At 39.6% G+C, this 26,618-nt stretch carries 29 protein-coding genes and 1 pseudogene; 23 read left to right on the top strand and 7 right to left on the bottom strand.

Annotated features, from left to right (window positions below):
• Positions 1 to 26: 26 nt before the first annotated feature.
• The 15 genes from hutI to guaB all read left to right on the top strand — a co-directional run bounded on the left by hutI (position 27) and on the right by guaB (position 11,015).
• Positions 27 to 1,250, top strand: coding sequence for an imidazolonepropionase (hutI, locus tag OK344_RS12010; protein WP_265145000.1), 1,224 nt, complete (start codon positions 27 to 29; stop codon positions 1,248 to 1,250).
• Between the two features lie 36 nt (positions 1,251 to 1,286).
• Positions 1,287 to 1,568, top strand: a complete 282-nt coding sequence (gene paaB, locus OK344_RS12005) for a 1,2-phenylacetyl-CoA epoxidase subunit PaaB (protein WP_243550462.1) — start codon at positions 1,287 to 1,289, stop codon at positions 1,566 to 1,568.
• 84 nt (positions 1,569 to 1,652) lie between these two features.
• Entirely contained in the window at positions 1,653 to 2,402 is a 750-nt protein-coding gene (gene paaC, locus OK344_RS12000; RefSeq protein ID WP_265144999.1) for a 1,2-phenylacetyl-CoA epoxidase subunit PaaC, read from the top strand.
• Between the two features lie 20 nt (positions 2,403 to 2,422).
• Positions 2,423 to 2,887, top strand: coding sequence for a 1,2-phenylacetyl-CoA epoxidase subunit PaaD (paaD, locus tag OK344_RS11995; protein WP_265144998.1), 465 nt, complete (start codon positions 2,423 to 2,425; stop codon positions 2,885 to 2,887).
• Positions 2,888 to 2,963: 76 nt separating this feature from the next.
• Entirely contained in the window at positions 2,964 to 3,761 is a 798-nt protein-coding gene (locus tag OK344_RS11990; RefSeq protein ID WP_265144997.1) for an enoyl-CoA hydratase-related protein, read from the top strand.
• Positions 3,762 to 3,842: 81 nt separating this feature from the next.
• On the top strand, positions 3,843 to 4,976 hold the full coding sequence (locus tag OK344_RS11985; RefSeq protein WP_265144996.1) for a 3-hydroxyacyl-CoA dehydrogenase NAD-binding domain-containing protein: 1,134 nt from the start codon (positions 3,843 to 3,845) through the stop codon (positions 4,974 to 4,976).
• A 19-nt stretch (positions 4,977 to 4,995) separates the two neighbouring features.
• Positions 4,996 to 5,196 carry a hypothetical protein gene (locus OK344_RS11980; RefSeq protein ID WP_265144995.1) on the top strand — a complete coding sequence of 67 codons (201 nt, stop codon included), beginning with the start codon at positions 4,996 to 4,998 and terminating at the stop codon, positions 5,194 to 5,196.
• A gap of 23 nt (positions 5,197 to 5,219) precedes the next feature.
• On the top strand, positions 5,220 to 5,633 hold the full coding sequence (locus tag OK344_RS11975; protein WP_265144994.1) for a PaaI family thioesterase: 414 nt from the start codon (positions 5,220 to 5,222) through the stop codon (positions 5,631 to 5,633).
• A gap of 77 nt (positions 5,634 to 5,710) precedes the next feature.
• On the top strand, positions 5,711 to 6,004 hold the full coding sequence (locus OK344_RS11970) for a type II toxin-antitoxin system HigB family toxin (RefSeq protein ID WP_265144993.1): 294 nt from the start codon (positions 5,711 to 5,713) through the stop codon (positions 6,002 to 6,004).
• A 4-nt stretch (positions 6,005 to 6,008) separates the two neighbouring features.
• Complete coding sequence (locus tag OK344_RS11965) at positions 6,009 to 6,365, top strand: helix-turn-helix domain-containing protein (protein WP_088469867.1); 357 nt, start codon at positions 6,009 to 6,011, stop codon at positions 6,363 to 6,365.
• A gap of 109 nt (positions 6,366 to 6,474) precedes the next feature.
• The gene (locus tag OK344_RS11960; protein WP_265144992.1) at positions 6,475 to 6,984 is read left to right on the top strand and encodes a GFO_1088 family ECF-type sigma factor; all 510 of its coding nucleotides are present in this window, start codon (positions 6,475 to 6,477) and stop codon (positions 6,982 to 6,984) included.
• On the top strand, positions 6,959 to 7,627 hold the full coding sequence (locus OK344_RS11955) for a hypothetical protein (RefSeq protein ID WP_265144991.1): 669 nt from the start codon (positions 6,959 to 6,961) through the stop codon (positions 7,625 to 7,627). The genes OK344_RS11960 and OK344_RS11955 overlap by 26 nt, the downstream gene beginning before the upstream one ends.
• Positions 7,628 to 7,638: 11 nt before the next feature.
• Entirely contained in the window at positions 7,639 to 8,904 is a 1,266-nt protein-coding gene (locus tag OK344_RS11950; protein WP_265144990.1) for a DUF4252 domain-containing protein, read from the top strand.
• Between the two features lie 11 nt (positions 8,905 to 8,915).
• A complete protein-coding gene (locus OK344_RS11945; RefSeq protein WP_265144989.1) occupies positions 8,916 to 9,437 on the top strand; it encodes a DUF4252 domain-containing protein in 522 nt (173 codons plus the stop codon).
• A gap of 117 nt (positions 9,438 to 9,554) precedes the next feature.
• Positions 9,555 to 11,015 (top strand): IMP dehydrogenase, encoded by a 1,461-nt coding sequence (guaB, locus tag OK344_RS11940; protein WP_265144988.1) that lies wholly within the window; start codon positions 9,555 to 9,557, stop codon positions 11,013 to 11,015.
• A gap of 69 nt (positions 11,016 to 11,084) precedes the next feature.
• On the opposite strand, the gene OK344_RS11935 is transcribed toward guaB, so the two are convergent.
• Together OK344_RS11935 and OK344_RS11930 are read right to left on the bottom strand one after the other, a co-directional pair.
• Positions 11,085 to 11,777: a T9SS type A sorting domain-containing protein gene (locus OK344_RS11935; protein WP_265144986.1), complete on the bottom strand. Its 693-nt coding sequence runs from the start codon at positions 11,775 to 11,777 to the stop codon at positions 11,085 to 11,087.
• 3 nt (positions 11,778 to 11,780) lie between these two features.
• Complete coding sequence (locus OK344_RS11930; protein ID WP_088469689.1) at positions 11,781 to 12,362, bottom strand: phage tail protein; 582 nt, start codon at positions 12,360 to 12,362, stop codon at positions 11,781 to 11,783.
• A 166-nt stretch (positions 12,363 to 12,528) separates the two neighbouring features.
• On the opposite strand from OK344_RS11930, the gene OK344_RS11925 reads away from it, so the two are divergent.
• The 4 genes and pseudogenes from OK344_RS11925 to OK344_RS11910 all read left to right on the top strand — a co-directional run bounded on the left by OK344_RS11925 (position 12,529) and on the right by OK344_RS11910 (position 15,590).
• Entirely contained in the window at positions 12,529 to 12,978 is a 450-nt protein-coding gene (locus OK344_RS11925; protein WP_265144985.1) for a DUF6759 domain-containing protein, read from the top strand.
• A gap of 130 nt (positions 12,979 to 13,108) precedes the next feature.
• Positions 13,109 to 14,128: pseudogene (gene nirK, locus OK344_RS11920) on the top strand (copper-containing nitrite reductase); the annotation flags it as partial.
• A gap of 45 nt (positions 14,129 to 14,173) precedes the next feature.
• Entirely contained in the window at positions 14,174 to 15,010 is an 837-nt protein-coding gene (locus OK344_RS11915; RefSeq protein WP_265144984.1) for a formylglycine-generating enzyme family protein, read from the top strand.
• A 1-nt stretch (position 15,011) separates the two neighbouring features.
• Positions 15,012 to 15,590: an SCO family protein gene (locus OK344_RS11910; protein WP_265144983.1), complete on the top strand. Its 579-nt coding sequence runs from the start codon at positions 15,012 to 15,014 to the stop codon at positions 15,588 to 15,590.
• 54 nt (positions 15,591 to 15,644) lie between these two features.
• Here OK344_RS11910 and OK344_RS11905 read toward each other — a convergent pair whose 3' ends face one another.
• Both OK344_RS11905 and OK344_RS11900 read right to left on the bottom strand, forming a co-directional pair.
• The gene (locus tag OK344_RS11905) at positions 15,645 to 16,265 is read right to left on the bottom strand and encodes a tetratricopeptide repeat protein (RefSeq protein WP_265144982.1); all 621 of its coding nucleotides are present in this window, start codon (positions 16,263 to 16,265) and stop codon (positions 15,645 to 15,647) included.
• Between the two features lie 26 nt (positions 16,266 to 16,291).
• Positions 16,292 to 17,362, bottom strand: a complete 1,071-nt coding sequence (locus OK344_RS11900) for a DUF4407 domain-containing protein (protein ID WP_265144981.1) — start codon at positions 17,360 to 17,362, stop codon at positions 16,292 to 16,294.
• A gap of 270 nt (positions 17,363 to 17,632) precedes the next feature.
• On the opposite strand from OK344_RS11900, the gene OK344_RS11895 reads away from it, so the two are divergent.
• From OK344_RS11895 to OK344_RS11885, 3 genes are all read left to right on the top strand, one after another.
• A complete protein-coding gene (locus tag OK344_RS11895) occupies positions 17,633 to 17,881 on the top strand; it encodes a hypothetical protein (RefSeq protein ID WP_265144980.1) in 249 nt (82 codons plus the stop codon).
• A 366-nt stretch (positions 17,882 to 18,247) separates the two neighbouring features.
• Positions 18,248 to 19,654 (top strand): hypothetical protein, encoded by a 1,407-nt coding sequence (locus OK344_RS11890; protein ID WP_265144979.1) that lies wholly within the window; start codon positions 18,248 to 18,250, stop codon positions 19,652 to 19,654.
• 13 nt (positions 19,655 to 19,667) lie between these two features.
• Complete coding sequence (locus tag OK344_RS11885) at positions 19,668 to 20,201, top strand: phage tail-like protein (RefSeq protein WP_265144978.1); 534 nt, start codon at positions 19,668 to 19,670, stop codon at positions 20,199 to 20,201.
• A 53-nt stretch (positions 20,202 to 20,254) separates the two neighbouring features.
• Here OK344_RS11885 and ruvC read toward each other — a convergent pair whose 3' ends face one another.
• The gene (ruvC, locus tag OK344_RS11880; protein ID WP_265144977.1) at positions 20,255 to 20,809 is read right to left on the bottom strand and encodes a crossover junction endodeoxyribonuclease RuvC; all 555 of its coding nucleotides are present in this window, start codon (positions 20,807 to 20,809) and stop codon (positions 20,255 to 20,257) included.
• Positions 20,810 to 20,905: 96 nt separating this feature from the next.
• Between ruvC and OK344_RS11875 the strand changes: the two genes are divergently transcribed.
• Positions 20,906 to 21,835, top strand: a complete 930-nt coding sequence (locus tag OK344_RS11875; RefSeq protein ID WP_265144976.1) for an MBL fold metallo-hydrolase — start codon at positions 20,906 to 20,908, stop codon at positions 21,833 to 21,835.
• On the opposite strand, the gene OK344_RS11870 is transcribed toward OK344_RS11875, so the two are convergent.
• A complete protein-coding gene (locus tag OK344_RS11870) occupies positions 21,836 to 22,954 on the bottom strand; it encodes a serine hydrolase domain-containing protein (RefSeq protein WP_265144975.1) in 1,119 nt (372 codons plus the stop codon).
• A gap of 93 nt (positions 22,955 to 23,047) precedes the next feature.
• The gene (locus tag OK344_RS11865) at positions 23,048 to 26,410 is read right to left on the bottom strand and encodes a methylmalonyl-CoA mutase family protein (RefSeq protein WP_265144974.1); all 3,363 of its coding nucleotides are present in this window, start codon (positions 26,408 to 26,410) and stop codon (positions 23,048 to 23,050) included.
• Between the last annotated feature and the right edge of the window lie 208 nt (positions 26,411 to 26,618).

Here is a 26,618-nt window from a genome sequence, read left to right as displayed (position 1 = left end):
AATGTTTAAATGTTAAATTTACCAATATGAAAATAACTGGACCTTTCAAACAAATCGTGACGCTTGCCAATCTGCCGTTGCGGGGGAAATTGGCAGATGAACAACTCGAAATCATCGAAAACGGAGGAATTCTCTCCGAAAACGGAAAAATCGTTGATGTTGGAAATTTTAATGGTTTAAAAACAGCATATCCAACCGCTGAAATTGAAAATATCACAGGGTCGCAAGTTGCTCTTCCTGCTTTCACCGATGCACATACGCACATTTGTTTCGGCGGAAACCGCGCCAATGATTTTGCGATGCGAAATGCCGGAAAAACCTATTTGGAAATTGCCGAAAGTGGCGGCGGAATCTGGAGTTCCGTGCAACATACGCGAGCAGCTTCGGAGGACGAATTGCTGAAAACCACTTTAAAAAGAATTAATTTTTTAATTTCTCTGGGAATTACCACGATCGAGATAAAATCCGGTTACGGTTTGGATGTGGAAAACGAGCTAAAAATGCTCCGCGTGATAAAGAAAGCGCAAAATTTTACCAAAGCAACTTTAGTTCCGACTTGTCTTTCTGCCCATTTGAAACCAAGGGATTTTGAAGGAAATAGTGAGGAATACCTCCAATATATCTTAAATGAAATTTTACCTAAAGTAAAGGAAGAAAAACTTGCGAACCGCGTAGATATTTTTATTGAAAAATCTGCATTTCAACCGGAAGAAAGCCAAGATTTCCTTATGAAAGCCAAAGAAATGGGCTTTGAAATTACCGTTCACGCTGATCAGTTTACACCCGGAAGTTCGAGGATTGCTGTGGAAGTTGGCGCAAAATCGGCCGACCATTTGGAAGCTACAGCGGATGAAGACATCGATTTTATCGCCTCCTCGGAAACCGTTGCGATTGCACTTCCCGGAGCAAGTTTAGGTTTGGGAGAAAGATTTTCACCGGCGAGAAAAATTTTAGACAAAAATGGCATTTTAGCCATCGCATCCGACTGGAATCCCGGTTCGGCACCGATGGGAAATCTTATTACCCAAGCTTCTATTTTAGCCACTTTCGAGAAACTTTCTACGGCAGAAGTTTTGGCGGGAATTACTTTCCGTTCGGCTTTTGCGCTTGGTTTGGAGGATCGCGGAAAACTGGAAAAAGGCAAAAAAGCAGATTTTGTAACCTACGAAACCGATAATTTTCAGAATATTCTTTACCAACAAGGTAGCCTGAATGCAGCAAACGTTTTCGTTGACGGAGAAAAAATTTAATAAAAATAATTATCTTAACGCCTCAAAAATAATACAATGAGCAACTTAGAAATGTGGGAAGTTTTCATCCAAACAAAACCCGGACTTTCCCACAAACACGCAGGTACAGTACAGGCGGCTACTGCCGAAATGGCTTTGCAGAACGCACGCGACGTATATACCAGAAGAATGGAAGGAACCTCGATTTGGGTAGTTCCGAGCAAATATATGGTAACTTCCGAGGGCGTTGACAAGGAAGCTTTTTTCGATCCGGCTGATGATAAATTGTACCGCCATCCGACTTTTTACGAAATCCCGAACGACGTGAAAAATATGTAAATTCTTAGAAACAAGATTCAAGAACAAAGAATCAGAACTAACAATCTCGACTCTTAAACCTTGGCTCTTAAATCTTAAAAAAAAATGAATCCACTTTTTAATTATCTTTTAAAACTTGCCGATGACACGCTGATTTTCGGGCAACGATTGGGCGAACTCTGCGGACAAGGACCTTATCTGGAAGAAGATATCGCACTCACCAATATCGCACTCGATTATCTTGGGCAAAGTAACAATCTGTATCAATATGCTGCAAAGGTTCAGGATTTGGGAAAAACAGTAGACGATCTTGCTTTCCTGCGTTTGGAAAAAGAATATTTGAACTGCCAGCTTTCGGAAATGCCAAACGGTGATTATGCACAGACAATTTTGAAAGTATATTTCTTCTCCGTTTATCAGAAAATTCTGTATACCATTTTACAGGTGAGTGAAGATGCCCAGTTGGCTGCGATTGCAGAAAAATCCCTGAAAGAAGTAAAGTACCATTATACGCACACTTCAACATGGATTAAAATGTTTGCCGGCGGGACAGAAGAAAGCAAGACACGGCTGAAAAATGCAGTAGAAAACCTTTGGGAATATACCGCCGGAATGTTTGCAGAAACCGAAGGCGAAAAGGATCTTAGCCAACTCGGAATCGCGCCAAATGCACAGGATCTCTATGAAAACTGGAAATTTTTGGTTGCAGAGGATTTCAGAAATTTCGGTATTGAAATTCCGGAAAACGAATTCATGCAGAAAGGTTCCAGAACCGGCTATCACACAGAATATTTTGGTTACATCCTTTGCGAATTGCAATATATGCAGCGAACGTATCCGAATTGTGTTTGGTAATCTTTCATCAAAAGTAAATAATGTACAACCTTCTCGACATACTGGCTGAAATCCCCGATCCCGAAATCCCCGTGATCAACATCGTGGAGCTCGGAATTGTGCGCGATGCAAAAATGATTTCCGAAAATGAAGCAGAAATCGTGATTACACCGACTTATTCTGCTTGTCCGGCGATGTTTAATATTGAAGAAGACATCATTAAACTTTTCAAAGAAAAAGGAATTAAGGCAAAAGTCATCACCAAAATTTCCCCAATATGGACGACCGACTGGATCACCGATGAAGCACGGGAAAAACTCCGCATTTACGGGATTACACCTCCGGAAAAAGGCGCTCACGAAGATCACCTCAACATTCCGAAAAAATGTCCGAGATGCGGTTCAGAAAACACCAGACAGATCAGCCGCTTCGGCTCTACACTCTGCAAAGCCAGCTATCAGTGCAACGACTGCCTGGAACCTTTCGACTATTTTAAATGCCACTGATTTAATTTACTGCATAGTTTTAATTCTTCCGGACTTAAAAAATATTGGTAAATTGGAGCCATATAAACTCAAAAATATGTACACTCATCTCGAAATAGAAACCCATCTTGAAGGCAAACTTCAGATCGCTTACCTCAACCAGCCTGAAACGTATAACAGTTTAAACAAAACTTTACTGAAAGAACTCAGGAATTTTGTGCATGAAGGCTCCAAAAATCCCGAAGTACGATGTCTCGCCATTTCCGGCCGTGGAAAAGCATTCTGCTCGGGTCAGAACCTGAAAGACGCCATGTCTTACAACGACGATGGCGATGAGCGAGTGATCCAGCGAATTGTGATCGATTACTATAATCCTTTAGTTAAAGAAATTTCGAAATGCAGAAAACCTGTTGTTTCGCTCGTGAATGGTCCTGCAGTAGGCGCCGGCGCGATGTTGGCACTGATCTGCGATATTACGTTGGCTACGGAATCTTCTTATTTTTCCCAGGCTTTTGTAAACATCGGTTTGATTCCCGATACCGGCGGAACGTATTGGTTACCGAAACTTTTAGGACGTCAGCAGGCGAATTATCTCGCGTTTACAGGTAAGAAAATTTCTGCTACAGAAGCTAAACAAATGGGGTTGATTGCTGATCTTTTTGCGGACGATAGCTTCACCGGACAATCAATGGAAGTTCTTACCACCCTTTCGAATTTACCAACAAAGGCAATTTCGCTTACAAAAAAAGCATTTAATGAATCTTACGACAACAACCTGAGCCAACAGCTTGATCTGGAAGGCATCCTTCAGCAGGAAGCTGCAGAAAGTGCTGATTTTATGGAAGGCGTAGCAGCGTTTTTAGACAAAAGAAAGCCAAATTATCAGGGAAAATAAATCAATGTATGATGTAAAATGTATAAAGTACAATGTGCGGCAAAAATACATTCTACATTGTACATTTTACATTGTACAAAAATGAATAGAATAGGAATTATCGGTTCCGGAACGATGGGAATCGGAATTGCGCAGGTCGCAGCGACTTCGGGATGTAAAGTTTTTCTTTATGATGCGAATCCGGCTCAAACTGAAAAATCGTTGCAGAATTTACAGCAAACTTTAAATAAGCTGGCAGCCAAACAGAAAATTTCTGCCGAAAGAAGTGCAAAAATCTACGACAGTATAAAGCCATGCTCAAACATTTCTGATTTTAAAGACTGCGATCTGGTTATTGAAGCCATTATTGAAAACAAAGAAATTAAAAGCAAAGTTTTTCAAAATGTAGAAGAAATTGTTTCCGAAAACTGCGTGATTGCAAGCAATACATCTTCTATTTCCATCACTTCCCTATCTTCGGAACTGAAAAATCCGGAACATTTTATCGGAATTCATTTTTTCAATCCGGCGCCGCTGATGCCCTTGGTAGAAATCATTCCCGGACTTTTAACGAAAGAAAATTTAGCTGACGAGATTTTTAGTTTAATAAAAAGCTGGGGAAAAATTCCGGTTATTGCGAAGGATGTTCCCGGATTTATCGTGAACCGAATTGCCCGACCTTTTTATGGTGAAGCATTAAGAATTGCCGAAGAACAAATCGCCACTCCTGAACAGATCGACGATGCAATGCGCACGTTGGGAAATTTCAAAATGGGACCATTTGAATTGATGGATTTAATTGGAATTGATGTGAATTTTTCGGTGACAAAAACCGTTTATCAGGATTATTTTTATGATCCAAAATACAAACCTAGTTTGCTGCAGCAAAGAATGAGCGAGGCGAAATTACTCGGAAGAAAAACCGGAAAAGGGTTTTACGATTATGCAGAAAATGCGGAAAAACCTGCTCCAGAAAAAGACGATGAATTGTACCAAACCATTTTCAACAGGATTATTTCCATGCTCATCAACGAAGCTGTAGAAGCAAAAAGACTCGAAATTGCCAATGATGAAGATTTGGAATTAGCGATGCAAAAAGGGGTGAATTATCCAAAAGGTTTACTTGCTTGGGGAAAAGAAATTGGCTACGAAAAAGTTTCAAAAACGCTTCAAAATCTTTACGAAACTTATCAGGAAGAACGTTACCGACAAAGTCCGCTCCTGAAGAAAATGTAACTGATAAAAATTAAAATTTATGAATCCAAAAATACTTCCGGCGCTTATTTCTGTTGTTGTTTCTTTCATCGTTCTTACTGTTCTCAGTTTTTTCATGACAAAATTTTTATTGAATTCTAACCAGGATTTTATGACATTTTTCGAGGAAAAATGGTTACTGACGCTGGCTATTGTGGTCGTTTTTGTAGGCTACAAACACTTTTTCAGCAACAGAAAATAATTTCATTAAACTTTTATTTAAAAATGACCCCACTCGAAACCGCGCAATACATGCTCAATCAGGACCATTTCTCACAATGGATGGGAATCAAACTGATTGAGGTCCGCGAAAAGTATTGCTTAATTGAAATGCCTGTAAAACCAGAAATGATCAATGGTTTGAAAACGGTTCACGGCGGCGTTACCTTCGCATTTGCCGATTCTGCGCTGGCTTTTTCGAGCAACAATATGAATGAAGCTTCGGTCGCGTTGAATTGCACCATTAATTTCACCAAAGCTGTGAAAATGGACGATATTTTAAGAGCAGAAAGTATCTTAATTTCCGATACTCGAAAAACCGGAATTTACGATATCAAAATCACCAATCAAAAACAGGAATTGGTCGCTGCTTTTCGCGGAACGGTGTATAAAATTGATAAAAAAGTGACGGATTTGTAAATTCAATTCTCATAAAAATATTTCACAATTCCCATTTTGGGAATTTTTTTGTTATATTTGTATCAAATTATTTGGTTTTGAGAGTGATAGCAAAAAAAATTCTTCGTGAATTTTGGGAAAAACACAATGATTGTGAGCAGCAACTAAAATCGTGGTTTAAGGAAGCAAGCGTTGCAGAGTGGAAATATGCTCACGATATCAAAAGTGAATATCCAAGCGCAAGTATTTTAAATGATCAAAGAATCGTCTTTAACATTAAAGGAAATCATTACCGCCTCATTGTGAAACTCAATTACGATTATCAAATGATTTGGATTCGATTTATTGGTACTCACGCCGAATATGATAAAATTGACGCCAACGAAATTTAAAAAAATGGAAATTAAACCAATCAAAACTGAACAAGATTATTCCGATGCATTAATGAGATTGGAAGAAATTTTTGATGCAAAAAAAGGAACAAAAGAAGGCGATGAATTAGAAGTTTTAGGAATTCTCATTGAAAAATATGAAGATGAAAACTTTCCGATTGATTTGCCAGATCCTATTGAAGCAATAAAATTCCGGATGGAACAAATGGATTATTCCCAAAATGATTTGGCAAAAGTTATCGGTTTGAAAAGCCGGGCCAGTGAAATTTTAAATAAGAAAAGAAAACTTTCTTTGGAAATGATCAGAAACCTGCATTCCATCATGAAAATTCCCACAGAAGTGCTCATTCAGGCCTATTAAATTTTAGAAATTAATTTTCAAAACTCAACTTCAAAAAACAATTTTGAAGTTTTTTTTATTTCGATGTAACATATTTCCGAACTTCGTTGTCTTACCTATAAACTAAACTATGACTCACGCAATCTTTAAAGAAACGGTATTCTGTCTCAAGGATGAGATGTATCGTTTTGCAAAAAGATTTGTGATGAGCAGTGACGAAGCCGAAAATATTGTGCAGGAATTAATGATAAAATTCTGGCAAAAAAAAGAAGAATTGGCCACATTCGGAAACCTGAAATCATACGCGATGAAATCGGTGAAAAACGAATGTCTGAACCGGCTAAAGCATCACGATGTGAAAATGGGTTTTGCAGATTTTCAATTTCACCGTAGCGAGCTTTACCAAATTGAAACCAATAATTTGAAAGATCAGATTATTGCATTCATCAGGCAACTGCCGGAGAAACAAAAAACCGTGATTCACCTGAAAGATGTTGAAGAATATGAAATCTCGGAAATAGCAAAAATGTTGGAAATGGAAGAAAACGCAGTAAGAATAAACTTAATGCGTGCCCGACAAAAAATTAAAGAACAAATCACCAAATTGATGAATTATGAAAACCGACAAATCACAGGATAAATACGACGAAATCTTCCAAGAGCTAAGGGAAGAAAAGATGAACTGGGATTTCGAAGATTTCTTGGCGGAAGCTGAAAAAGAAAAAAATCTCACCACTAAAATTTCAGAAAAGAAAAGCGCGTCTTTCCCGAAGTTTTATTGGATGGCAGCGAGCGTAGTACTGCTTGTTTCTATCGGAGTTTTCTTTAAAATTTCCGACCAAAATAAGATGGATGAAAAAGACCAATTGGTAATAAATGAAATTTTAAAACAAAAAAATGATTTCGGTAACGGCAACGAGATTGTCGCGATCAATAACTCGAAAGATTCCCTGACAACAGCTTCTGACAGTTTGGTTACCGATTCAGTATCTATCAACGATGGTGATGATGTAATAGAAAAAATTCTTCCGAAAAGAGGAAGGATAAAAAGACAGACGCGGCCGCAGTTTGTCGACAATTCCACACCAGAAAAATCTGCAACGGGCAAAACTGCCCAAAATCCCGAGTATAAATCCAACTACGTGATTATCAACGGGCAAAAAATAGAAAACGAACAGGAAGCCATCGATCTAACGAAATATTCGTTCCGAATTCTTTCTGAAAACGTTTCTAAAACAGTAGCTTCGACTGAAGCAGTGAACAGCTTTATTAATGATTACTAAAATTTAAAATCATGAAAAAATTACTCTTAATATTCGCCATTACTTTCTCGTATTTTATCCAAATAAATGCCCAGAAAGACAAATTAGATCAGCTTTTTGATAAATACCAGGAATCCGAAGGGGTTACCTCCATCAAAATTGCAAAACCAATGTTCAACATGCTCAACAAGCTGAATATTAACGATTCCGAACTCGAGCAAATCAAACCTTTGCTAAGCAAAATCAATGGTTTACGAATCCTTATCGTAGAAAAACCGACCGCAGTAAACAATACGGGAAGCCAAAACAAAATAAATTTAGGCAATTTTCAAAGTCTTCAATCCGACATTAACAATTCCATTAAAAACATGAAATATGAGGAATTGATGACCGTGAACAGCAAAGACAATAAAATTAAATTCCTTTCTTCTGATGCAACCAACGGAATTTTGGACAATTTGCTTTTAAATATCAGCTCTGACGGGAATACCGTGTTAATGATGCTCGACGGGAAAATTTCTATGGATGATGTGAACAAGCTTATCAACGAGACGCAAATATATGCAATGGGTGGATCGGGAGAAAATAACATTTCAGCTTCATCCGGCTCAGCAAGGGAAGAAGTACGTAAAGTTGCCAGTTTCAGTGGCATTCAGGTTTCATCGGGCATCAATGTTTCTTTCACGCAGGATGCTCAACAAAAAGTAGTGGTAGATTCCGACAGACCAGAATTTGTAAAAACCGAAGTAGCAGGTGATATTTTGAAAATTTATGTCGATAACAACAATAACCGAAATCTGAAATTCAAAAAACTGAGTGTGATAGTCTCTGCTCCGGAGCTGAGCAAAGTCGCGGTAAATTCAGGCGCAAATTTTAACACCCTGAATACCGTAAAAAGCAATTATTTTCAGATTGCCGCAACTTCGGGAGCAAATCTGAAAGCTGACCTGGATACCAAAGGAAAAGTAGAACTCTCCACAACTTCAGGTTCAAACGTAAGACTAAATGTAAATGCAGACGAGCTCGAAATGAGTGCGACCAGCGGTTCTTCGGCAACATTATACGGAAAAATAAAAGAAACAACTTTCGATGTTTCCAGCGCGGCAACAGTGAACGCACAGGATCTGGAAACACAGAAATCACAAATCAAAGCTTCATCAGCAGCAAATATAAAGGTGAACGCAACTGAAAACATTAACGTTACAGGAACCTCAGGTGCGAGTGTAAGATACCGCAGCAACAATAATGTAAAGCGTAGTGCATCACTTAGTGGCGGAGCGTCCATGAAACCTTTATAAAAACTTTCACCATGAAAAATTTGATCCTTATTCCGGTAGCTTTATTACTGCTGAGTCTGCAATCCTGCATCGTATCGAGCACACCAAAAATGGGCTTTTTCGATAATCCTCATTACGACTACGGCGGTGCAAAATTTACCAGTGTTAATGTGCCCATGTTTCTCGCTAAACCTATCGTGAAAAAAGCTTTGAAAGAAGATGGCGAAAGCGAAGAACTCATCAACCTCATCAAAAAAGTTTCAGATGTGAAGATGATGACCGTGGAAAATGGCAACAAAGAAATGTTGGGTGATTTTGCCAAATACCTTACTTCCAATAATTTTGAAGAATGGATGACTGTAAAAAAAGCTGATGAAACCATCAATTTCCAAGCGAAACAAAGCGGTGATGTGATTAAAAAATTGATGATCACTGTGCATTCCGGAAAGGAATTGGTTTTTGTAGATGTCACGGGCAGATTTACCGCTGATGACATTTCAGGAATCATTAATTATTCCGTAAAAAAAGATGTCAAGAAACTTGTAGCCAATTAATTTTGAACCTCGGATTTTCTGGGGTTATTTTTTTGAATTTCAGATTAAATTTAATTCACAAAGCCAAACCTCTTTCATAATAAATAAAAAAAGATTAATTTTGCACAGAAAGTAAAGATGTCTATTCACAACAAAATCGTAGAAACGGCCATCACTTTCGATGACGTTCTACTTATCCCTTCTTACTCAGAAGTTCTGCCTAATCAGGTTTCCCTTAAATCAAGACTTTCCGATAAAATTACGCTCAATGCGCCAATCGTTTCCGCTGCGATGGATACGGTTACCGAAGCCGAAATGGCCATTGCAATGGCGAGAGTTGGCGGAATTGGTTTCATTCACAAAAACATGCCAATTGCCGAACAAGCCGCGCAAGTTTACCGCGTAAAACGTTCAGAAAACGGAATGATTTCCGATCCGGTGACTTTATCCAAAGATCATACTTTAGCTCAGGCAAAAGAAATGATGGCTAATTTCAAAATTTCCGGACTGCCCGTGGTTGATGCTGATAACAAACTTATCGGAATCATCACCAACAGAGATGTAAAATACCAGGAAAACCTCGATGCAAAGGTGGAAGAACTGATGACCAAAGAACAACTCATCACTTCCGACAAAGAAACCAATCTCGAACAAGCTAAAGCGATTCTTCTTCAAAACCGAGTGGAAAAACTTCCAATTGTGGACAAAGAATTCAAATTGGTGGGTTTAATCACCATTAAAGATATCGACAATCAATTGGAATATCCCAATGCCAATAAAGACCAAAACGGTCGCCTCATCGTTGGAGCAGGCGTTGGTGTTGGCGAAGATACCATGGATCGTGTTGCAGCATTGGTAAAAGCCGGTGTCGACATTATCGCAGTTGATTCTGCTCATGGCCATTCGAAAGGAGTTTTAGATAAAATTAAAGAAATCCGTACTGGTTTCCCAGATCTGGATATTGTAGGTGGAAATATCGTGACTGCAGACGCTGCAAAAGACCTCATCGAAGCTGGAGCAAATGTGCTGAAAGTAGGTGTTGGTCCTGGCTCAATCTGTACCACAAGAGTTGTTGCCGGAGTGGGTGTTCCTCAACTTTCTGCTATTTATAATGTTTTTGAATATGCTAAGACACAAAATGTAGCCGTGATCGCAGATGGTGGAATCAAACTTTCCGGAGATATCGTGAAAGCCTTGGCTTCCGGTGCAAATGCTGTGATGCTCGGTTCCCTTCTTGCGGGTACTGATGAAGCTCCGGGAGAAGAAATTATTTTCCAGGGAAGAAAATTCAAAGCCTATCAGGGAATGGGTTCTCTTTCTGCCATGAGACGTGGCGGCAAAGAAAGATATTTCCAAAGTGAAGCCAAAAAATTCGTTCCAGAAGGGATTGAAGGCCGAGTTCCTCACAAAGGAAAATTAGAAGAAGTTGTTTTCCAATTGACCGGCGGAATCCGCGCTGGTATGGGCTATTGCGGGACAAAAGACATCGACACTTTACAGAAAGACGGTAAAATGGTCATGATCACCGGAAGCGGTTTGAAAGAATCGCACCCTCATGATGTTATTATTACTCAGGAAGCTCCGAATTATTCGCTTTAGGAACATTAAAAACATACAAAAGGCGGCCACAGAATCCTGTGGCCGCCTTTTTAATAAATGATTTAAAAATTACTTTTTAATAAATTTCAGTTCGGTAGTGGTAGAATCTGATGAAATAACCTTCAGAATATAAAGTCCAGATTTCAAACTACTTAAATTAAGTTTGGTGGTAAAATCTAAAGATTTCACAAGCTGTCCTCCAGAATTGAAGATCTGAAGCGAACTTGCATTCGAAACACCAGTAATAGTCATAAAATCCGAAACCGGATTCGGAAACATCTGTATTTTCCCTTTTTTTACTGCTGTTGCTCCGAGTATAGAAGTATGTACATCTCCACTAATTGTTGAGTTGGTATCAGTAAGATTTCCACCACAGGCGCCTTCAGTGATGGCAACATTTTCAACCCACGTTCCTACAGTATTACTGGGCGGGTTCAGTGCACTGCTGTTGCCTGTGGAGTTGTAATAAATCAGATAAGGGTTCACGAAATCTCCGTTACCACTATCGGCTAGAAATTCCCACCGGTTCTGCGTAGTATTCCACTCTATTTTAAATTCGCAGGTACCCAACCCTCCACATTCCTGATCACCGTTTACGGGAGTAGTGATGTAGATCTTTTTATTATTGGTACTGACTCCTGTTTGGGTAAAGATAAAATCCTGATTTTCAAACAGATTATGACACCCATTGAAGTTAATGGTACTCTGAGCGAAGAAAAATGTACCCGCTGCTACTGTTAAAAAGCTAAAAATCTTCTTCATAGCTTATGGTCTTGACGGATAAATACCCTGAGTAGCAATAATGCATTTCAAAGAAAGGTAAGGTTGCATGTTGTTATGTGGTTGGCTTCCACCAGCTACTCCCACCATCTGCTGATTCATGGTAACATCCAGATTTGTACCCGTGCTGTATTCTTTATCCAGCGCTTTTGTATTCGCAGGTACAGCTCCAGTTGGTAAATTTGCATTTCCTTCATCACTGGTTGCTCTTACAATATGGCTGTGCGTAGGCATTTCAGTCGTAATTAATGTATGCGTTTCCGCTCCGCCAATTTGTCCCTGTGTTTTGGGAGAAAGGCCATTACCTGTTCCCGCATGAACAATAACCCTTCCACGCATATCCGGTAAAGCAAAAGTAGTTTGTCCGTTTCCGCCATACATAGTTCCAAGAAGGGAGAATAAAGCCGTGTTCTGGCTGATTGATAACAACTGTCCATTGCACTCCGCCCAACCTTGAGGAGCAAAATTAAATGCAACAAATGCAATCTGTCCTAAAAATGGCTCAGCTTGTGCTTTAATATTAATGGCGGAAGATACCAGCAATAACGTAAGTAAAGTTTTTTTCATGATTCTTTTTTTAATAGTTTAATATGTGTATTATTGATGAAAAATCATTTTGATGTGATTTTTAACAAAGTTAAAATAAATAATCCTATTTCATATTAATCTAATCATAATTTTTCCTACTGAGCTTTACATATTACATTTAAATTATTTTCATAAATTAGGTCACATGAAATACTTCAAAACGATCTCTTTATTTCTCACCCAATTACTGCTGTTTAACTGCAACGGATTGCGTACAAATTCCGGCTCCTATTCCGCTCCTTCAGTTTCTCCTGAATCCAGTGAGAAAAAAGAATTCGCAGACCTGATGGAAAAAGACCAAACCGATAAAAACAAGAAAACCGCCGAAGTACTCACTTACCTTCTTAACGATACAGATCCTGCCGATCCTTACACGGTTGCTGTCATCGACAACCTGTCGGTGTGCAATATCATCGTAAGGCTGGTAGCGGTAAAAGAAAATCAAATTTACAATCTGCCGGTTGCGAAAAACAGCAAAAATCATTTTAAAATAGCCAAAGGATCTTATACGATGCGTTCTAATGTATGCGAATCAAAATATTATTCTCAAAAATCGATTACTGAGCCGCTTATTCTGAAACTTTCTGCCCACTGATTTTGCTAAATGAACCAAGAAAAATTAGTTCAGAAGATTAAAATGATAAAACTCATAAGGCATAATTTTCAGAAATGATTTAATTAGGATAAATTTGTCCTATTAAAAAACAACAAAAAAAATATTATAAATGAAACAGATTTTCACAACCTTTGCACTGGCCCTTTTAACACTTCAGGCGTGCAAACAGAACCCGACAGATTCATCGGCAAAGTCTTCCGAGAACACCATGGAAATTAAAGTAAGCGGAGAAACTGAAACCCAGCAGAAAGTAAATCCACCTACAGTTCCGGCACCCGTTGGCGACAGAGCTGCAAAAAAAGTAATTGTTCATCTGGAAGCAACTGAAGAAGAAGGCGAACTGGCCGATGGCGTTACCTACAAATTCTGGACTTTCAACAGTACAGTTCCCGGAACTTTCATCAGAATCCGCGTTGGTGACGAAGTAGAACTTCACCTGAAAAACGCAAGTAACAGCGTAATGCCTCATAATATCGACCTTCATGCTGTGAACGGTCCTGGTGGCGGTGCAGAAGCTACAAATGTGGCCCCTGGAAAAACCGCAATTTTTAATTTCAAAGCCCTTAATCCTGGACTGTATGTATATCACTGTGCTGCTGCACCCGTTCCGATGCACATTGCCAACGGGATGTATGGTTTAATTTTAGTGGAACCTGCAGGCGGATTGCCAAAAGTTGACCGCGAATATTACATCATGCAGAGTGAATTCTATACCAAAGGAAAAACTGATGAAAAAGGTCTTCAGGACTTCGATCAGGACAAAGGGGTTGACGAAAACCCAACGTATGTAGTCTTCAACGGTAAGAAAAATGCACTGATGGGCGACAAAATGCTTGAAGCTAAAGTAGGTGAAACCGTAAGACTTTATGTAGGAAACGCAGGACCAAACCTTGCTTCATCTTTCCACGTAATCGGCGAAATTTTCGACAGAGTGTATGTTGAAGGTGGCTCCAAAATCAACGAAAACGTTCAAACCACATTAATTCCAGCTGGTGGAGCGGTAATCGTAGAGTTTAAAGTAGAAGAACCGGGCGAATATGTACTTGTAGACCACTCCATCTTCCGCGCATTCAATAAAGGTGCAATTGGAAAACTGAAAGTTACCGGAGAGAAAAATCCGCAGGTTTACAATAAAGTTCAATAATTATAAATCATCAATAAAAAAGAAACTGCTATGTACGCAATTTTAAAAACAGTCCTCTACTTCAGCGGTTTCTTTTTTATTTTACAAAGCTGCACAGAAACGGCTGCAGAAAACACCTCCAAAGAAGTAATCACACAAACAGAGGACGTAAAAATAAATCCTGATGTGAAGATGGTTACTATAAAAGGAGGAAAATACCAGCCTTTTTATGGAAGCGACAGTGCTCTGGTAGAAGTTCAGGATTTTTTACTGGATGAAAGACCCGTTACCAACCAGGAATTTCTGGATTTTGTAAAGAAAAACCCCAAGTGGAAACGCAGCAATGTAAAAGCCATTTTTGCTGACGAAACTTACCTCAGAGACTGGCAGAATGACGAAACATTACCAAAAAATGCGGACCCTGATGCGCCCGTAACTTTTGTTTCCTGGTTTGCAGCGAAAGCTTATGCAAAAAGTGCCGGCAAACGCCTGCCTACCATGGATGAATGGGAATATGTCGCCATGGCCGACGAAGAAACTGCCAACGCCAGAAACAAACCGAATTATTCTGCACACCTCATCAATCTTTATAACGAAAAATTCAGGGAGCGGAACAAAGTAAAAATTTCAAAACCCAATTACTGGGGTGTCTACAACATGTTCGATCTGGTTTGGGAATGGACGGATGATTTTAATTCGATCATGACTACAAGTGATTCCAGAACCGGCGAGTACGATGACAAGGGACTTTTCTGCGCATCTGCTGCAACAAGTGCCACCGACGTGCTAAATTACGCTTCATTCATGCGCTATGCATTCCGATCGAGTTTAAAAGCGAATTATACCGTTGAAAACCTCGGGTTCAGATGCGCCAAAAACCTTCAATAAGATGAAAAATATACTGCTCTTCCTTTTTTCGGTACTTACCATTTTATCGTGCAAAGAAAATACGGAACAAACCGCTCAGAATAAAGAAAATGCGAACAGTTCTATCTTTTTACTGGATTCCAAATGGCAGAATCAGGATGCCGAGGAACTTCAGTTAAAAGATTTGAAAGGAAAGAATCTCGTCATGGTCATGATTTTCACCAGCTGCAGAACGGCGTGCCCGATTCTTGTGGGCGATATGAAGAAAATTCATGCTAAAATTGAAAAAAACAAGCTGAAGGACACTTCACTGGTTCTTATTTCCATAGATCCCACGAACGATACACCAGAAGTTCTGAAAAAATTCGCAGCAGAAAGAAATATGGATTCCGCACCGTGGATTTTCCTGAGAAGTGATGAAGAATCTACCCGGGAGTTTGCCAATGTACTTGCGGTGAAATACAAGAAAATTTCTCCCATCGAGTTTTCACACTCCAATATCATCAGTGTTTTCAACCGAAACGGCGAACTGGTAAGCCAGGAAGAAGGCTCCGGAATCAATTCGGACGCGGTCGCAAAAACCGTGAACGAACTTAAGTAATTTTTGAATGCGACTTTAATGACATTCATTTTTCTTTGAACCAGAAATACAGAACTATTTAACGCAATGCAGGGCTTTCATCACATCAATGTCCCGGCGTTCATTCTGCTTATCCAATTGATCGGCCTTTTCAAGCTCGATGCAAGCTTCTGGAATTCTGTTCAATTTAATATAAGCAAGAGATCGCCCATAGCTTGAATCTAAATTTTCTCCGCCAAATTTCACCATCATATCAATCGCATCTAAAGCCGCCAGAAATTCGCCATTTTCAAAATACGTACTGGAAATCATATTGTAAATCTGTGGATTTTCGGGTTCTGTAATCGTCATCTTCCGGAAATTGATGATTGCTTCCTCAAACTTTCCTTGCTTCCTCAAAACATTTCCCATACGTAAATAAAGGCCTGCATATACGGGGTTTTTCTCCTGGGCTTTTCGGTAATAGGCAATCGCATCTTCTGAGTTTCCCAGATGAAATTCGCAGTCGCCCAAAATGGTATAAGTTTCCCAGGTTTTTTCTCCTTTTTCTAATAATTTAAGGTAATTTTCTTTTGTCGTAACAAAATCTCCTTTGCTCAACGCGGATAATCCCTGCCGCTTGAATTCTTTTTTAGATTGCCCAAAACACCAAGAAATTGTAAGCAATACAAATAAGACATTAAATGCTTTTCTCATTGATTTTTATTTGTAATACTATAAAATTATTTACCGAGATTGTCTTTAAAATCATCAATCCGCCAGTGGGTTCCGGCATTTCCTTTTTCGATTTTTTCTTTTGCATAAAGCCGGAAATCATTTTCTGTTTTATCCAGAAGATAATCATAAGGACCCACTGACGAAATTAATTTCACCAAAACCGGAGAAATCTCCAGACAGATAAAAAGTCCCATGATGAAAGCTGCTGCGATGCCGATAATGGGTGTGTTTTTCCCCAGTTCATCAAGCGCCTGCAGTCTTGCCGCAAACCCGTTGAATTTATCTTCGAAAGTTTCGGTTTTGTTTCTCTCCGTTTCTATATTGGTATAAACTTTAGAGATTTCTTTGTCTAAATATTCCAATCTTGGTGCGATCTGTTTTTGATAATTTTCCAAATCCTGGCGGCGCTGTTCTTTCAATTCAGATTTCCGTTTGGCATTGCTTCCGAAGCCCACTTTTCCTGATGTTAAGCCACTTTGTTTCCCTAAAATTTCTTTTTCGAGCTCCACTGTGGCAGAGTCATATGATTTCTGATATGATTCAATTTTAGCAGAAATCTGTTTCTTTTCCGTTTCAAATGGTCCTGACTGCTGAAGGATGCGGCTCTTCATCTCCGCCTGAAGCTGGGTTTTATTTCTTTGGATGATGGTATTCAGCTGCTTATTGACTTCTTTTTCGAAAATCTTCAGTTCTAAAGGTTTAGAAATTATAATTCCTAAGAATGTGGCGAGAATTAGCCTCGGGAGCGCCATTAAAATCTGATTCCACCAGGTTCCTGTTTTTTTGATAGAGGACACAATATATCGGTCTAAGTTAAAAATCATCAGTCCCCATAAAAGGGCAAAAGCAATAGAAATCCAGACATCATCAAACACTGTAAACATGGCATAGCCCGCAGATAGTGTGGCAAAAATTGCCGTAAAGAGAACAATTCCGCCAATGCCTGCAAATTTATTCCATTCGCTGGGCGTTTTTCTTAAGATATGAATATTTCCGCCAGAACAGACGAGCAGAAACTTTTGAAACCAATTCATTTTGTGGTTTACAGGACTTATATTTTGAGGTGCTTTTTGCATTGATTTAAAGTAAATGTTGTTATAATTTTATACAATTGGTCTTTGAAAACGAAGCATTGTTACAAATAGTATTAGGTTTTGCCAAGTAAAAATTATTAGATATACACAAAACAATATTACTGATTATCAATTATTTAATAGTTATTAAGTAACAAAACGTCTGTAAGCAACCCATTAATTTCTCTTGAATTTGGCGATGATGCGCGCGGTTTAATACTGTCTTATGTTGAAGGATCTGCCGCTAACACAGCGGTTGCAGGAATATTTATAATGGATCCGGCTGATAAAAGGGTTAAATTAAAGCTGGCAAATGGCACGTGGCAAAATTTATCGGGCGCAGCACAAGTTACCAATTCAATTCTTTGTGCACCCAGCACTATTCAGGAAAATGCGACAGCACAGTTGATCATTGGTTCAACTTCAATAACTCCGGCCCAGGTTCCAGGAATTCTTGTGCTTTCGGATCCCAACAAAGTGATAATTTTACCAAAAGTACCTTCTCCACATCTAAATATTTAGAATCCGCCAGCTGGAATGATTGTATAAGATTCCGCTGAGAAAATGCTGGCATTATTCAATGATACACAATGGGCATTTTGGAAGCCTTAGAAAATAATTTCTGCGAACACACTTCTCCTTCAACAGCTGTTGAAGGAGTTTTTTGCCAACAGAAAATACCGGTAGAAAATCATAAAAACGGCTTTTATAATCTTAACCACGATTAAATTTAATACAATAATTTTCTAGTATTTGATTAACATAATATTTCAAATTAATGCATATATTTATCGCGGAAAAAATACTCGGAGTCTAAAAGGCCTTTTAACCCCCTTAAAATGCATGCAAAAACTTCCGAAAAAGTTACTGATCAATTTAAAACTTACAATGACCCAAAATTTTACCTATTCTTACCGAAAGTTATACCAGAAACTTATACAACTCACCTTATTTTTATTCACTATTTTTATTTTCGCTCAATCTGCACCACCTCCGGTAGAAGGAGATTACCGTTCAAAGATTACCGGTAACTGGACCTCTGCCTCCACCTGGGAAATCTATTCCTGTACCGGCGGAGTTTGCGCCTGGGTTCCGGCAGTAACTGCACCTGGTGTAGGCACAACAGCTACGGCGCAGGGCAATTATAATGTATTTATTACGCAGGGTACTGAAGTAACGGTGAATACAAGCCAAACTTATTATTTCGGTAATCTGTATATACTGGCAAACAATCCGGTTTTGAATGTATTTTCTTCTGTTTCCTCAGGACCCGATGTGGGACGAATAAATTTAGAAAATGGCCCAATTGAATTTAAATTATTGGGCGATAATCAGAATATCTACATTTTTGGTGGTGTTTTCTACTTCAAAACACTTAGCGCTTCACTTGGGTTAAGGAGCGGAAACTCTATTGTCATCACAGATTACAACGCTCTGGGTACCGAAAGTGGTTTGGGATCCAATGGTCTGCAGCAATTGGGTATAACCTGTACCGGCGACCAGAAGATTAAATTTTATAACAGCGATGGCACCTTAGTAGAAACAGAGTATGGCGTTTGCGCTTCAAGTTCACCCTACAACTTTGTACAGCTAAACAATTATGGAGGAAGTTTGGCTGCTCAACTGCAACTTTATCCCCTGAAAGTTTGTGTAGGCGATACCAAAACTCCTGTTAATCTTACAGCCCACTATACCGGACTTATTCCTCCCGGGAAAAATGTTACTTACGAATTAAAACTAGAGAGCGGACCCGCAGGGTACAATTTCCCTACCCTTAGTGGAAGTTTCGTAAGCCCAGGAAATGCAGCCAGTATTCCTGATCCTTCCTTGGGACCATTTGCAATTGATGGCATATATACTTATTCCCTCACGGTATCTTATCCTTTTGATGACTCTCCTACTTCGCATCTAATATCTTCTACCAGGTCAATTACGCTAGAAGTAAGCCCCGCAGGCTCTATCAATTGTGCTTGTTATAAAGATCCCGTGATTGATACTGTAAATAAGTACCCAACAAAACTAGGCATTACTGCATTGGGAAGTGCAGGAGCAACATCAGGTACGCCGACCGATTTCTGGCCCGAAAAAGTGCAGGGAGGACATATCGCTCTGGAGTCCCGACACAAGGGCTTCGTTATCAACAGAGTTGAAAATACGGGGGCAATCCTAATCCCGGTGGAAGGAATGTTAATCTTTGACATGAGCGATGGGCAACCGAAAATTTACACCGTGAAATCAGGTGATACCACACCGGCCTGGCATACCTTCACTACCCCAACCTGCCCACCTTTTTAATTTTAAATAAGATATGAAAACATTTTTCACTCTATCAGCATTTTTATTTTCTACCATAGTTTTCGCACAGGTAATTATTAACCCTGGAACTAAAACAGAGGTTACCAATTCATCAGTTTCAGTAGAATTCGGATCACAAGAGCGAGGTATTATTCTACCGTATGTGGAAGAATCCGAAGCTTTAAACGCTGTTCCGGGAACTTTAATCATGGATTACAAGGATCGCATTATGAAACTGAAACTGGGTAACGGAGCGTGGCAAAACCTAACAGGAAATGCTAATAAAACCAACGGATTTGTCAATACACTTTTAGCATTTCAAGAAAACCCCAACACAAAAGCGATCATAGGCCCAACAACGGTTCCACAGGCACAGGTTCCGGGGATTCTTATCCTTTCAGATCCTAATAAAGCAATGATTTTACCTAAGGTAGCGTCGCCACATTTAAACATTAAAAATCCTGCAGCAGGAATGATGGTTTACGATTCCGAAAACAAAATACTGGCAGTTTTCAACGGTACACAATGGTCTTTTTGGCAACCTTAGAACAGCAGTAAAATGATAAAAAATCTCTTTCAAAATTTTTGAAGGAGATTTTTTTATTTCAAACGATCCGGATTCTGTTTCAGGAAACTTTCCCAACCGGAATAACTTTTCTCAGAAACCGCATTTCCCGAGTTGAAATGATGACATACCGCCACCGCCAGTCCATCGGAAGCATCAAGATATTTGGTCGGAAATTCTTTTAAATTCAGGAGGTTCTGCAGCATACCTGCAACCTGTTCTTTACTCGCATTTCCGTTTCCGGTGATGGCCATTTTTATTTTCTTCGGCGAATATTCGGTGATCGGAATGTCACGGTGCAGCGATGCGGCCATTGCAACCCCCTGCGCGCGGCCAAGCTTCAGCATACTTTGTACATTTTTCCCGAAAAAGGGAGCTTCCAGAGCCACTTCATCAGGATGAAACTCATCGATCAGCGCTAAAGTTTTATCGAAAATAACCTTCAGTTTGGTTTCGTGATTTGGATATTTTTTAAGAATAAGTTCGTGAATGGAAATCATTTCCATTTTTCCTTTCACCACAGAAATCAGCCCGAAACCCATAATGGTTGTTCCCGGATCAATTCCTAAAATAATTTTTTCGCTTTGCATTGCCGCAAATTTAAACAAATCATCGCAACTTAAAAGCGATTTAATTTCTTCCGCACGGTTGATGAAAAATGTTTAATTTTAATAAAAATATACAAAATGAACCGAAAAGAATTTCTCGCTACCACATTCGCAGCAGGCTTAGGATTGGCTTTTGTGCCGAGTGTGTTAAGCTGCAGTTCATCAAAAATTGTAAGTCAACAGTTGTTAGAACCCGTGAAGTTAAGTGCAGGAAACCTCGCAAAAGTTGTTGGCAACGTGAGCAGATATACCAATAAAGGCGGAACGGTGGGCATTTTTGAAACCAAAGACGGATTTGTGGTGATCGATTCTCAGTTTCCGGATTCCATCCAACCTGTTTTAGACGGAATTTCTGTTATAGGAAAACCTGTTCTTTACCTCTGTAACACCCATCATCACGGCGATCATACTTCAGGAAATATTGCTTTTAAAGATTCAAACACCAAAATAATTGCCCATAAAAGAGTACCGGAACTTCAGCGCCTGGCGGCAGAAAAAAGCAACAAACTCGCCGAGCAGCATTACGCCAGCATTCTTTTCGAAGACCGTTACAAAATTGATTTAGGAAACCAGAAAATCACCGGTTACCATTTCGGGAACGGACATACTTTCGGCGACGTTATGTATCATTTTGAAAATGATAATGTTGTACATATGGGCGATCTGATGTTTACCAACATGATTCCTGTTTACCGAACAGCGGATGGTTCAGATTCACGGAACTGGATTAAAATTCTCGAAAACGCGCAGTCGACATTTGATAATGATACGGTTTTTATCTTCGGCCACGGCAATAAACCGGAATTTACAACAGGCAACAAATCGAATTTAAAAGAAATGGCAAATTTTCTGGAAGCTTCCAATGAGTTTGTTTACGGTAATATGCTGGCCGGAATATCAACAGAGAAGATTCTTGAAAAACATCAGTTCATTCCCGGCTTTGAAAACAGAAAAACGCCTGAAAGATTCGCAGGATTTCTGGATGAACTCAGGAAAACACTTAGCTGATTATTTTAGTTCTGAAACGGCATTTTCAATGGCATCGATGATTCTTTTAACATCTTTATGAGGGTGAAAAATCGCATTTTTTCCTTTCGATTCATCTGCAATATTCGATAAAATCACCACCGAAGTTTTGGTTTTCGGATAATAAATATTGAGCGACGGCGAACCTTTCACATATCCGGAATGAAAATAAGACTCTAATTTCCCTTCATCCATCATGATTCCGTACCCGTAGCCTACTTTCCCCAAAATTGGATGAGCGGTTTCTGAGGATTTAGTTTTTAATTTTTCGAGCGTTGCTGGTTTAAGGATTTTTCCGCCGAAAAGTGCGGCATTCCACCGGTGCAGATCTGAAGCCGTTGATAAAATGCCGCCGGCTGCGACAGATATTTCTTTTGAAGCTAACCTTTTTGGCATATTTGCAATTTTTTCAAATCGTACAGCATTTCCCAGATACGCTCCAGCCAGATGGTTGCCTTCAAATGAATTTGCCGTGGAAGCATGCATCATTCCTATCCTTTCAAAAAGTTCTTTTGCATACTGATCGAAAGTTTTTTCTGAAACCCTGGCTACAATTTCTCCCAAAAACCGATATCCATTGTTGGAATAGTTAAAACTTTCACCGGGTTTCGACTGAAGTCCGCTCCCAAAATCACTGATTCCCGAAGTGTGGTTTAGCAACTGATGAACCGTGATATTTTCAAACTGTTTATTCTGAAATTCTGGCAAAAATTCAGAAACCCGGTCTCCGGTATTTAGCTTTCCTTCATCTTCCAGCATTAAGATCATCACGGCTGTAAACTGCTTGCTAACCGAACCAATCGCAAAAACCGAATTGCTGTCAAGTTTAGCTTTCGTTTTAAAATCCTCAAACCCATTTTGTTTTTCATAAAGTTTTTCACCGTTTCGAAATACAGAAATACTGCCGTTAAATTTCGTCTTCGAAAACACAGAATCGATTTGCTGCGCCAGTAATTTTTTCTGGAAAGCGGTAATGGTGCTGTCAATAATGATATTCCGCTCCTGGGCGGCGGTGGCAGCAATTTTTACCGGATCAGATTTGCAGGAAAATAAAATTAAAAATAAAACGAGAAGACCACCGGGATAAATTTTTGATGACATATTTGAAGTTTGAGTGACAGAATTCTATGGAAAGCAAAAACCGTGTCAAGCATTAACTTTTAACACGGCTTTTAAATTTATAAGCAGTTAAAATTACATATTCCTCCTGTACATCCCGCCGACTTCAAACAGAGCGTTCGTAATCTGACCTAAAGAGCAGTATTTTACCGCTTCCATCATCAGTTCAAAAAGATTCTCCTGATTAATGGCTCCGTGCTGCAGTTGTTTTAGAGCATTTTCAGTGTTTGCGGCATTTGCGTTCTGATAATTTTCCAGATTTTTGATCTGCAGTTGCTTCTCTTCTTCTGTTGAACGGATTACTTCACCCGGTAAAACCGTTGGTGAACCATCTTTGCCAAGGAAGGTATTCACCCCGATAATTGGATATTCGCCGGTATGTTTCAGCCATTCGTAATGCATGGATTCTTCCTGAATTTTGGATCGCTGGTACATGGTTTCCATTGCGCCGAGAACACCGCCTCTTTCGGTAATTCTGTCGAATTCTGCGTAAACAGCTTCTTCAACCAAGTCCGTGAGTTCTTCAATGATAAATGAACCTTGCAACGGATTTTCGTTTTTCGCCAAACCGAGTTCCTTGTTGATGATCAACTGAATTGCCATCGCTCTTCTCACCGATTCCTCGGTTGGTGTGGTGATCGCTTCATCATAAGCATTGGTGTGCAGCGAGTTGCAGTTGTCGTAGATCGCATAAAGCGCCTGCAAAGTAGTTCTAATATCATTAAAATCGATTTCCTGCGCGTGAAGCGAACGCCCGGAAGTTTGGATATGGTATTTCAACATCTGGCTTCTTTCGTTGGCATTGTATTTCTCACGCATTGCTTTTGCCCAAATTCTACGCGCAACACGCCCGATTACCGCATATTCCGGATCGATTCCGTTCGAGAAGAAAAAGGATAAATTCGGAGCAAAATCGTTAATATCCATTCCTCGTGAAAGATAATATTCCACATAAGTAAAGCCGTTTGCCAAGGTAAATGCCAATTGAGAAATCGGATTAGCACCCGCTTCAGCAATGTGATAACCGGAAATCGAAACCGAATAAAAATTCCTCACTTTTTCTTTAATGAAATATTCCTGAACGTCGCCCATCAATCTCAATGCAAATTCGGTAGAGAAGATACAAGTATTTTGCGCCTGATCTTCCTTCAAAATATCTGCCTGAACTGTTCCACGAACCGTTGCGATAGTTTCAGCTTTAATTTTAGCATAAGTTTCCGCATCTAAAATTTCGTCGCCGGTAAGTCCTAATAATTTCAAACCTAAACCATTATTGGAAGGCGGAAGTTCGCCGCTGTATGTTGGTCTTTTTAATCCTTTGTCATCAAATTTTTGCTTTAATCTGGCTTCAACTTTATCCCAAAGATTATTTTCATCGATGTATTTTTCAACATTCTGATCGATAGCTGCATTCATGAAAAACGCGAGCAGCATTGGCGCGGGACCATTAATCGTCATCGATACGGAAGTCATAGCATTTACCAAATCGAAGCCCGAATACAATTTTTTGGCATCATCCAAAGTGGCAATCGAAACGCCGGCATTCCCGATTTTCCCATAAATATCAGGCGGAAACGCAGGATCCTGACCGTACAGCGTCACCGAATCGAACGCTGTAGAAAGTCTTTTCGCGTCCATTTCCGCGGAAACGTAATGAAATCTTCGGTTGGTTCTTTCGGGACCGCCTTCTCCGGCAAACATCCTTGTGGGATCTTCACCGGTTCTTTTGAAAGGATAAATTCCCGCGGTGAAAGGAAATGCTCCGGGAACATTTTCCTGCCCTTTCCAACGAATTAAATCGCCCCAATCCTGGAATTTCGGCAAAGCAATTTTCGGAATCTTAAGTCCTGAAAGCGATTCTGATTTTGTTTGCACCTTAATTTCTTTACCGCGAACGAAGTATGAATAAGTATCTGCCTGCAGTTCTTCTTTGAAATGATGCCAGCCTTGCAGAAAAGCAGCATTTTCTTCAGTAAGTTCTTTTTTTGTTTTCAGAAAAACCTTTTCCAGTTTGTCACGGGTATGCTGATCGTCCTCAATAAGCACCCTGGAACCATCAAGGAGGTACATTTTCCTGGCGATAAGCACCTGATTTTCTACCTCTTTATCGTAATTTCTGTTGGTTTCTACAATTTCAGACAGATAACGCACTCTTTTTGGAGGAATAATGGTGGTGTCATCGGACACATTTTGCTCTACATAGCCGCTTAAATTAAGGCCCTCAAACTTTTCATTTACTTTTTTAATCAGTTCATTAAAAAGTTCCGTAGTTCCCCAATCGTTGAATTGGCTGGCTTTTGTAGAATATACAGGCATTTCGTCTAAAGGCTGCTCGAACAGCAGATGATTTCTCTGAAACTGCTTTTTCACCGCTTGCAGTGCATCCAAAGCACCGCGTTTGTCGGATTTATTTAACGCAACCAAATCTGCATAATCAAGCATATCGATTTTCTCCAATTGGGTTGAAGCACCATATTCCGGGGTCATAACATACATGGAAACATCGGCAATATCGGTAATTTCCGAACCGGACTGTCCAATTCCGGATGTTTCGAGAACGATGACATCGGGTTTTGCGATTTTTAAAATATTTAATGCAGAATGAATGTGCGGCGACACGGAAACGTTGTTCTCCCGAGTTGCCATAGAACGCATATAAACGCGCGGATCATTAATCGAATTCATGCGAATTCTATCTCCCAAAAGTGCTCCACCGGTTTTCTTCTTGGAAGGATCGATGGAAATGATGGCGATTTTTTTGTCTGGATTGGAGCGTAAAAATCTTCTAACCAATTCGTCGGTTAAGGAAGATTTTCCTGCGCCGCCGGTTCCGGTAATCCCGATAATCGGAATGGTCGAATTTTTTGCTCTCTCGTCGATTTCCTTCACTAAATCCGGTTTAGTTTCGGAGAAATTTTCTACTGCGGAAATGACTTCAGCAATTGATTTTGAATCTTCAAATTTAATTTTATCTAAATCTTGAACTGTAATTTTTTCTCCTGTTGGAAAATCAGATTTCTGCACCAAATCATCGATCATTCCCTGCAAACCGAGTTCGCGGCCGTCATCAGGAGAATAAATTCTGGTTACGCCATAATCCATCAAATCTTTGATTTCTTCAGGCAAAATAACGCCGCCTCCGCCACCAAAAATCTTGATGTGAGAAGCGTTTTTCTCTTTCAGGAGATCATAGATATATTTAAAGTATTCGTTGTGACCGCCCTGATAAGAAGTTAAGGCGATTGCATTGGCGTCTTCCTGAACCGCGCAGTTTACAACTTCTTCAGCAGATTTGTCATGTCCGAGGTGAATCACTTCCACGCCGGTTCCTTGGATTACGCGGCGCATAATATTGATGGCAGCATCGTGTCCGTCGAATAATGCGGCGGCGGTAACGATACGGATTTTGTTTTTTGGAGAATATTTTTGGGTTTCCATAATTGAATGTTCGTAAGATTCCAAATATAATCAATTCTTAAAAACTTAAAAGACGCTTATATATTTTTGATTGTTAACGAATTAAATAAAACACCGATCGAATGAGAATCTCTTTTATTCAGAAGCAATGCGAAATCCTGTATACATTACCAAAATTCATCGCATAGCATATAAATAAGTTGGTTTCAAATTTTTAATCTTTATTTTT

Origin of the sequence: Kaistella yananensis (assembly GCF_026107505.2) — a bacterium.
GTDB classification, from domain to species: domain Bacteria; phylum Bacteroidota; class Bacteroidia; order Flavobacteriales; family Weeksellaceae; genus Kaistella; species Kaistella yananensis.
This window is presented reverse-complemented; position numbering and strand designations above follow the sequence as displayed.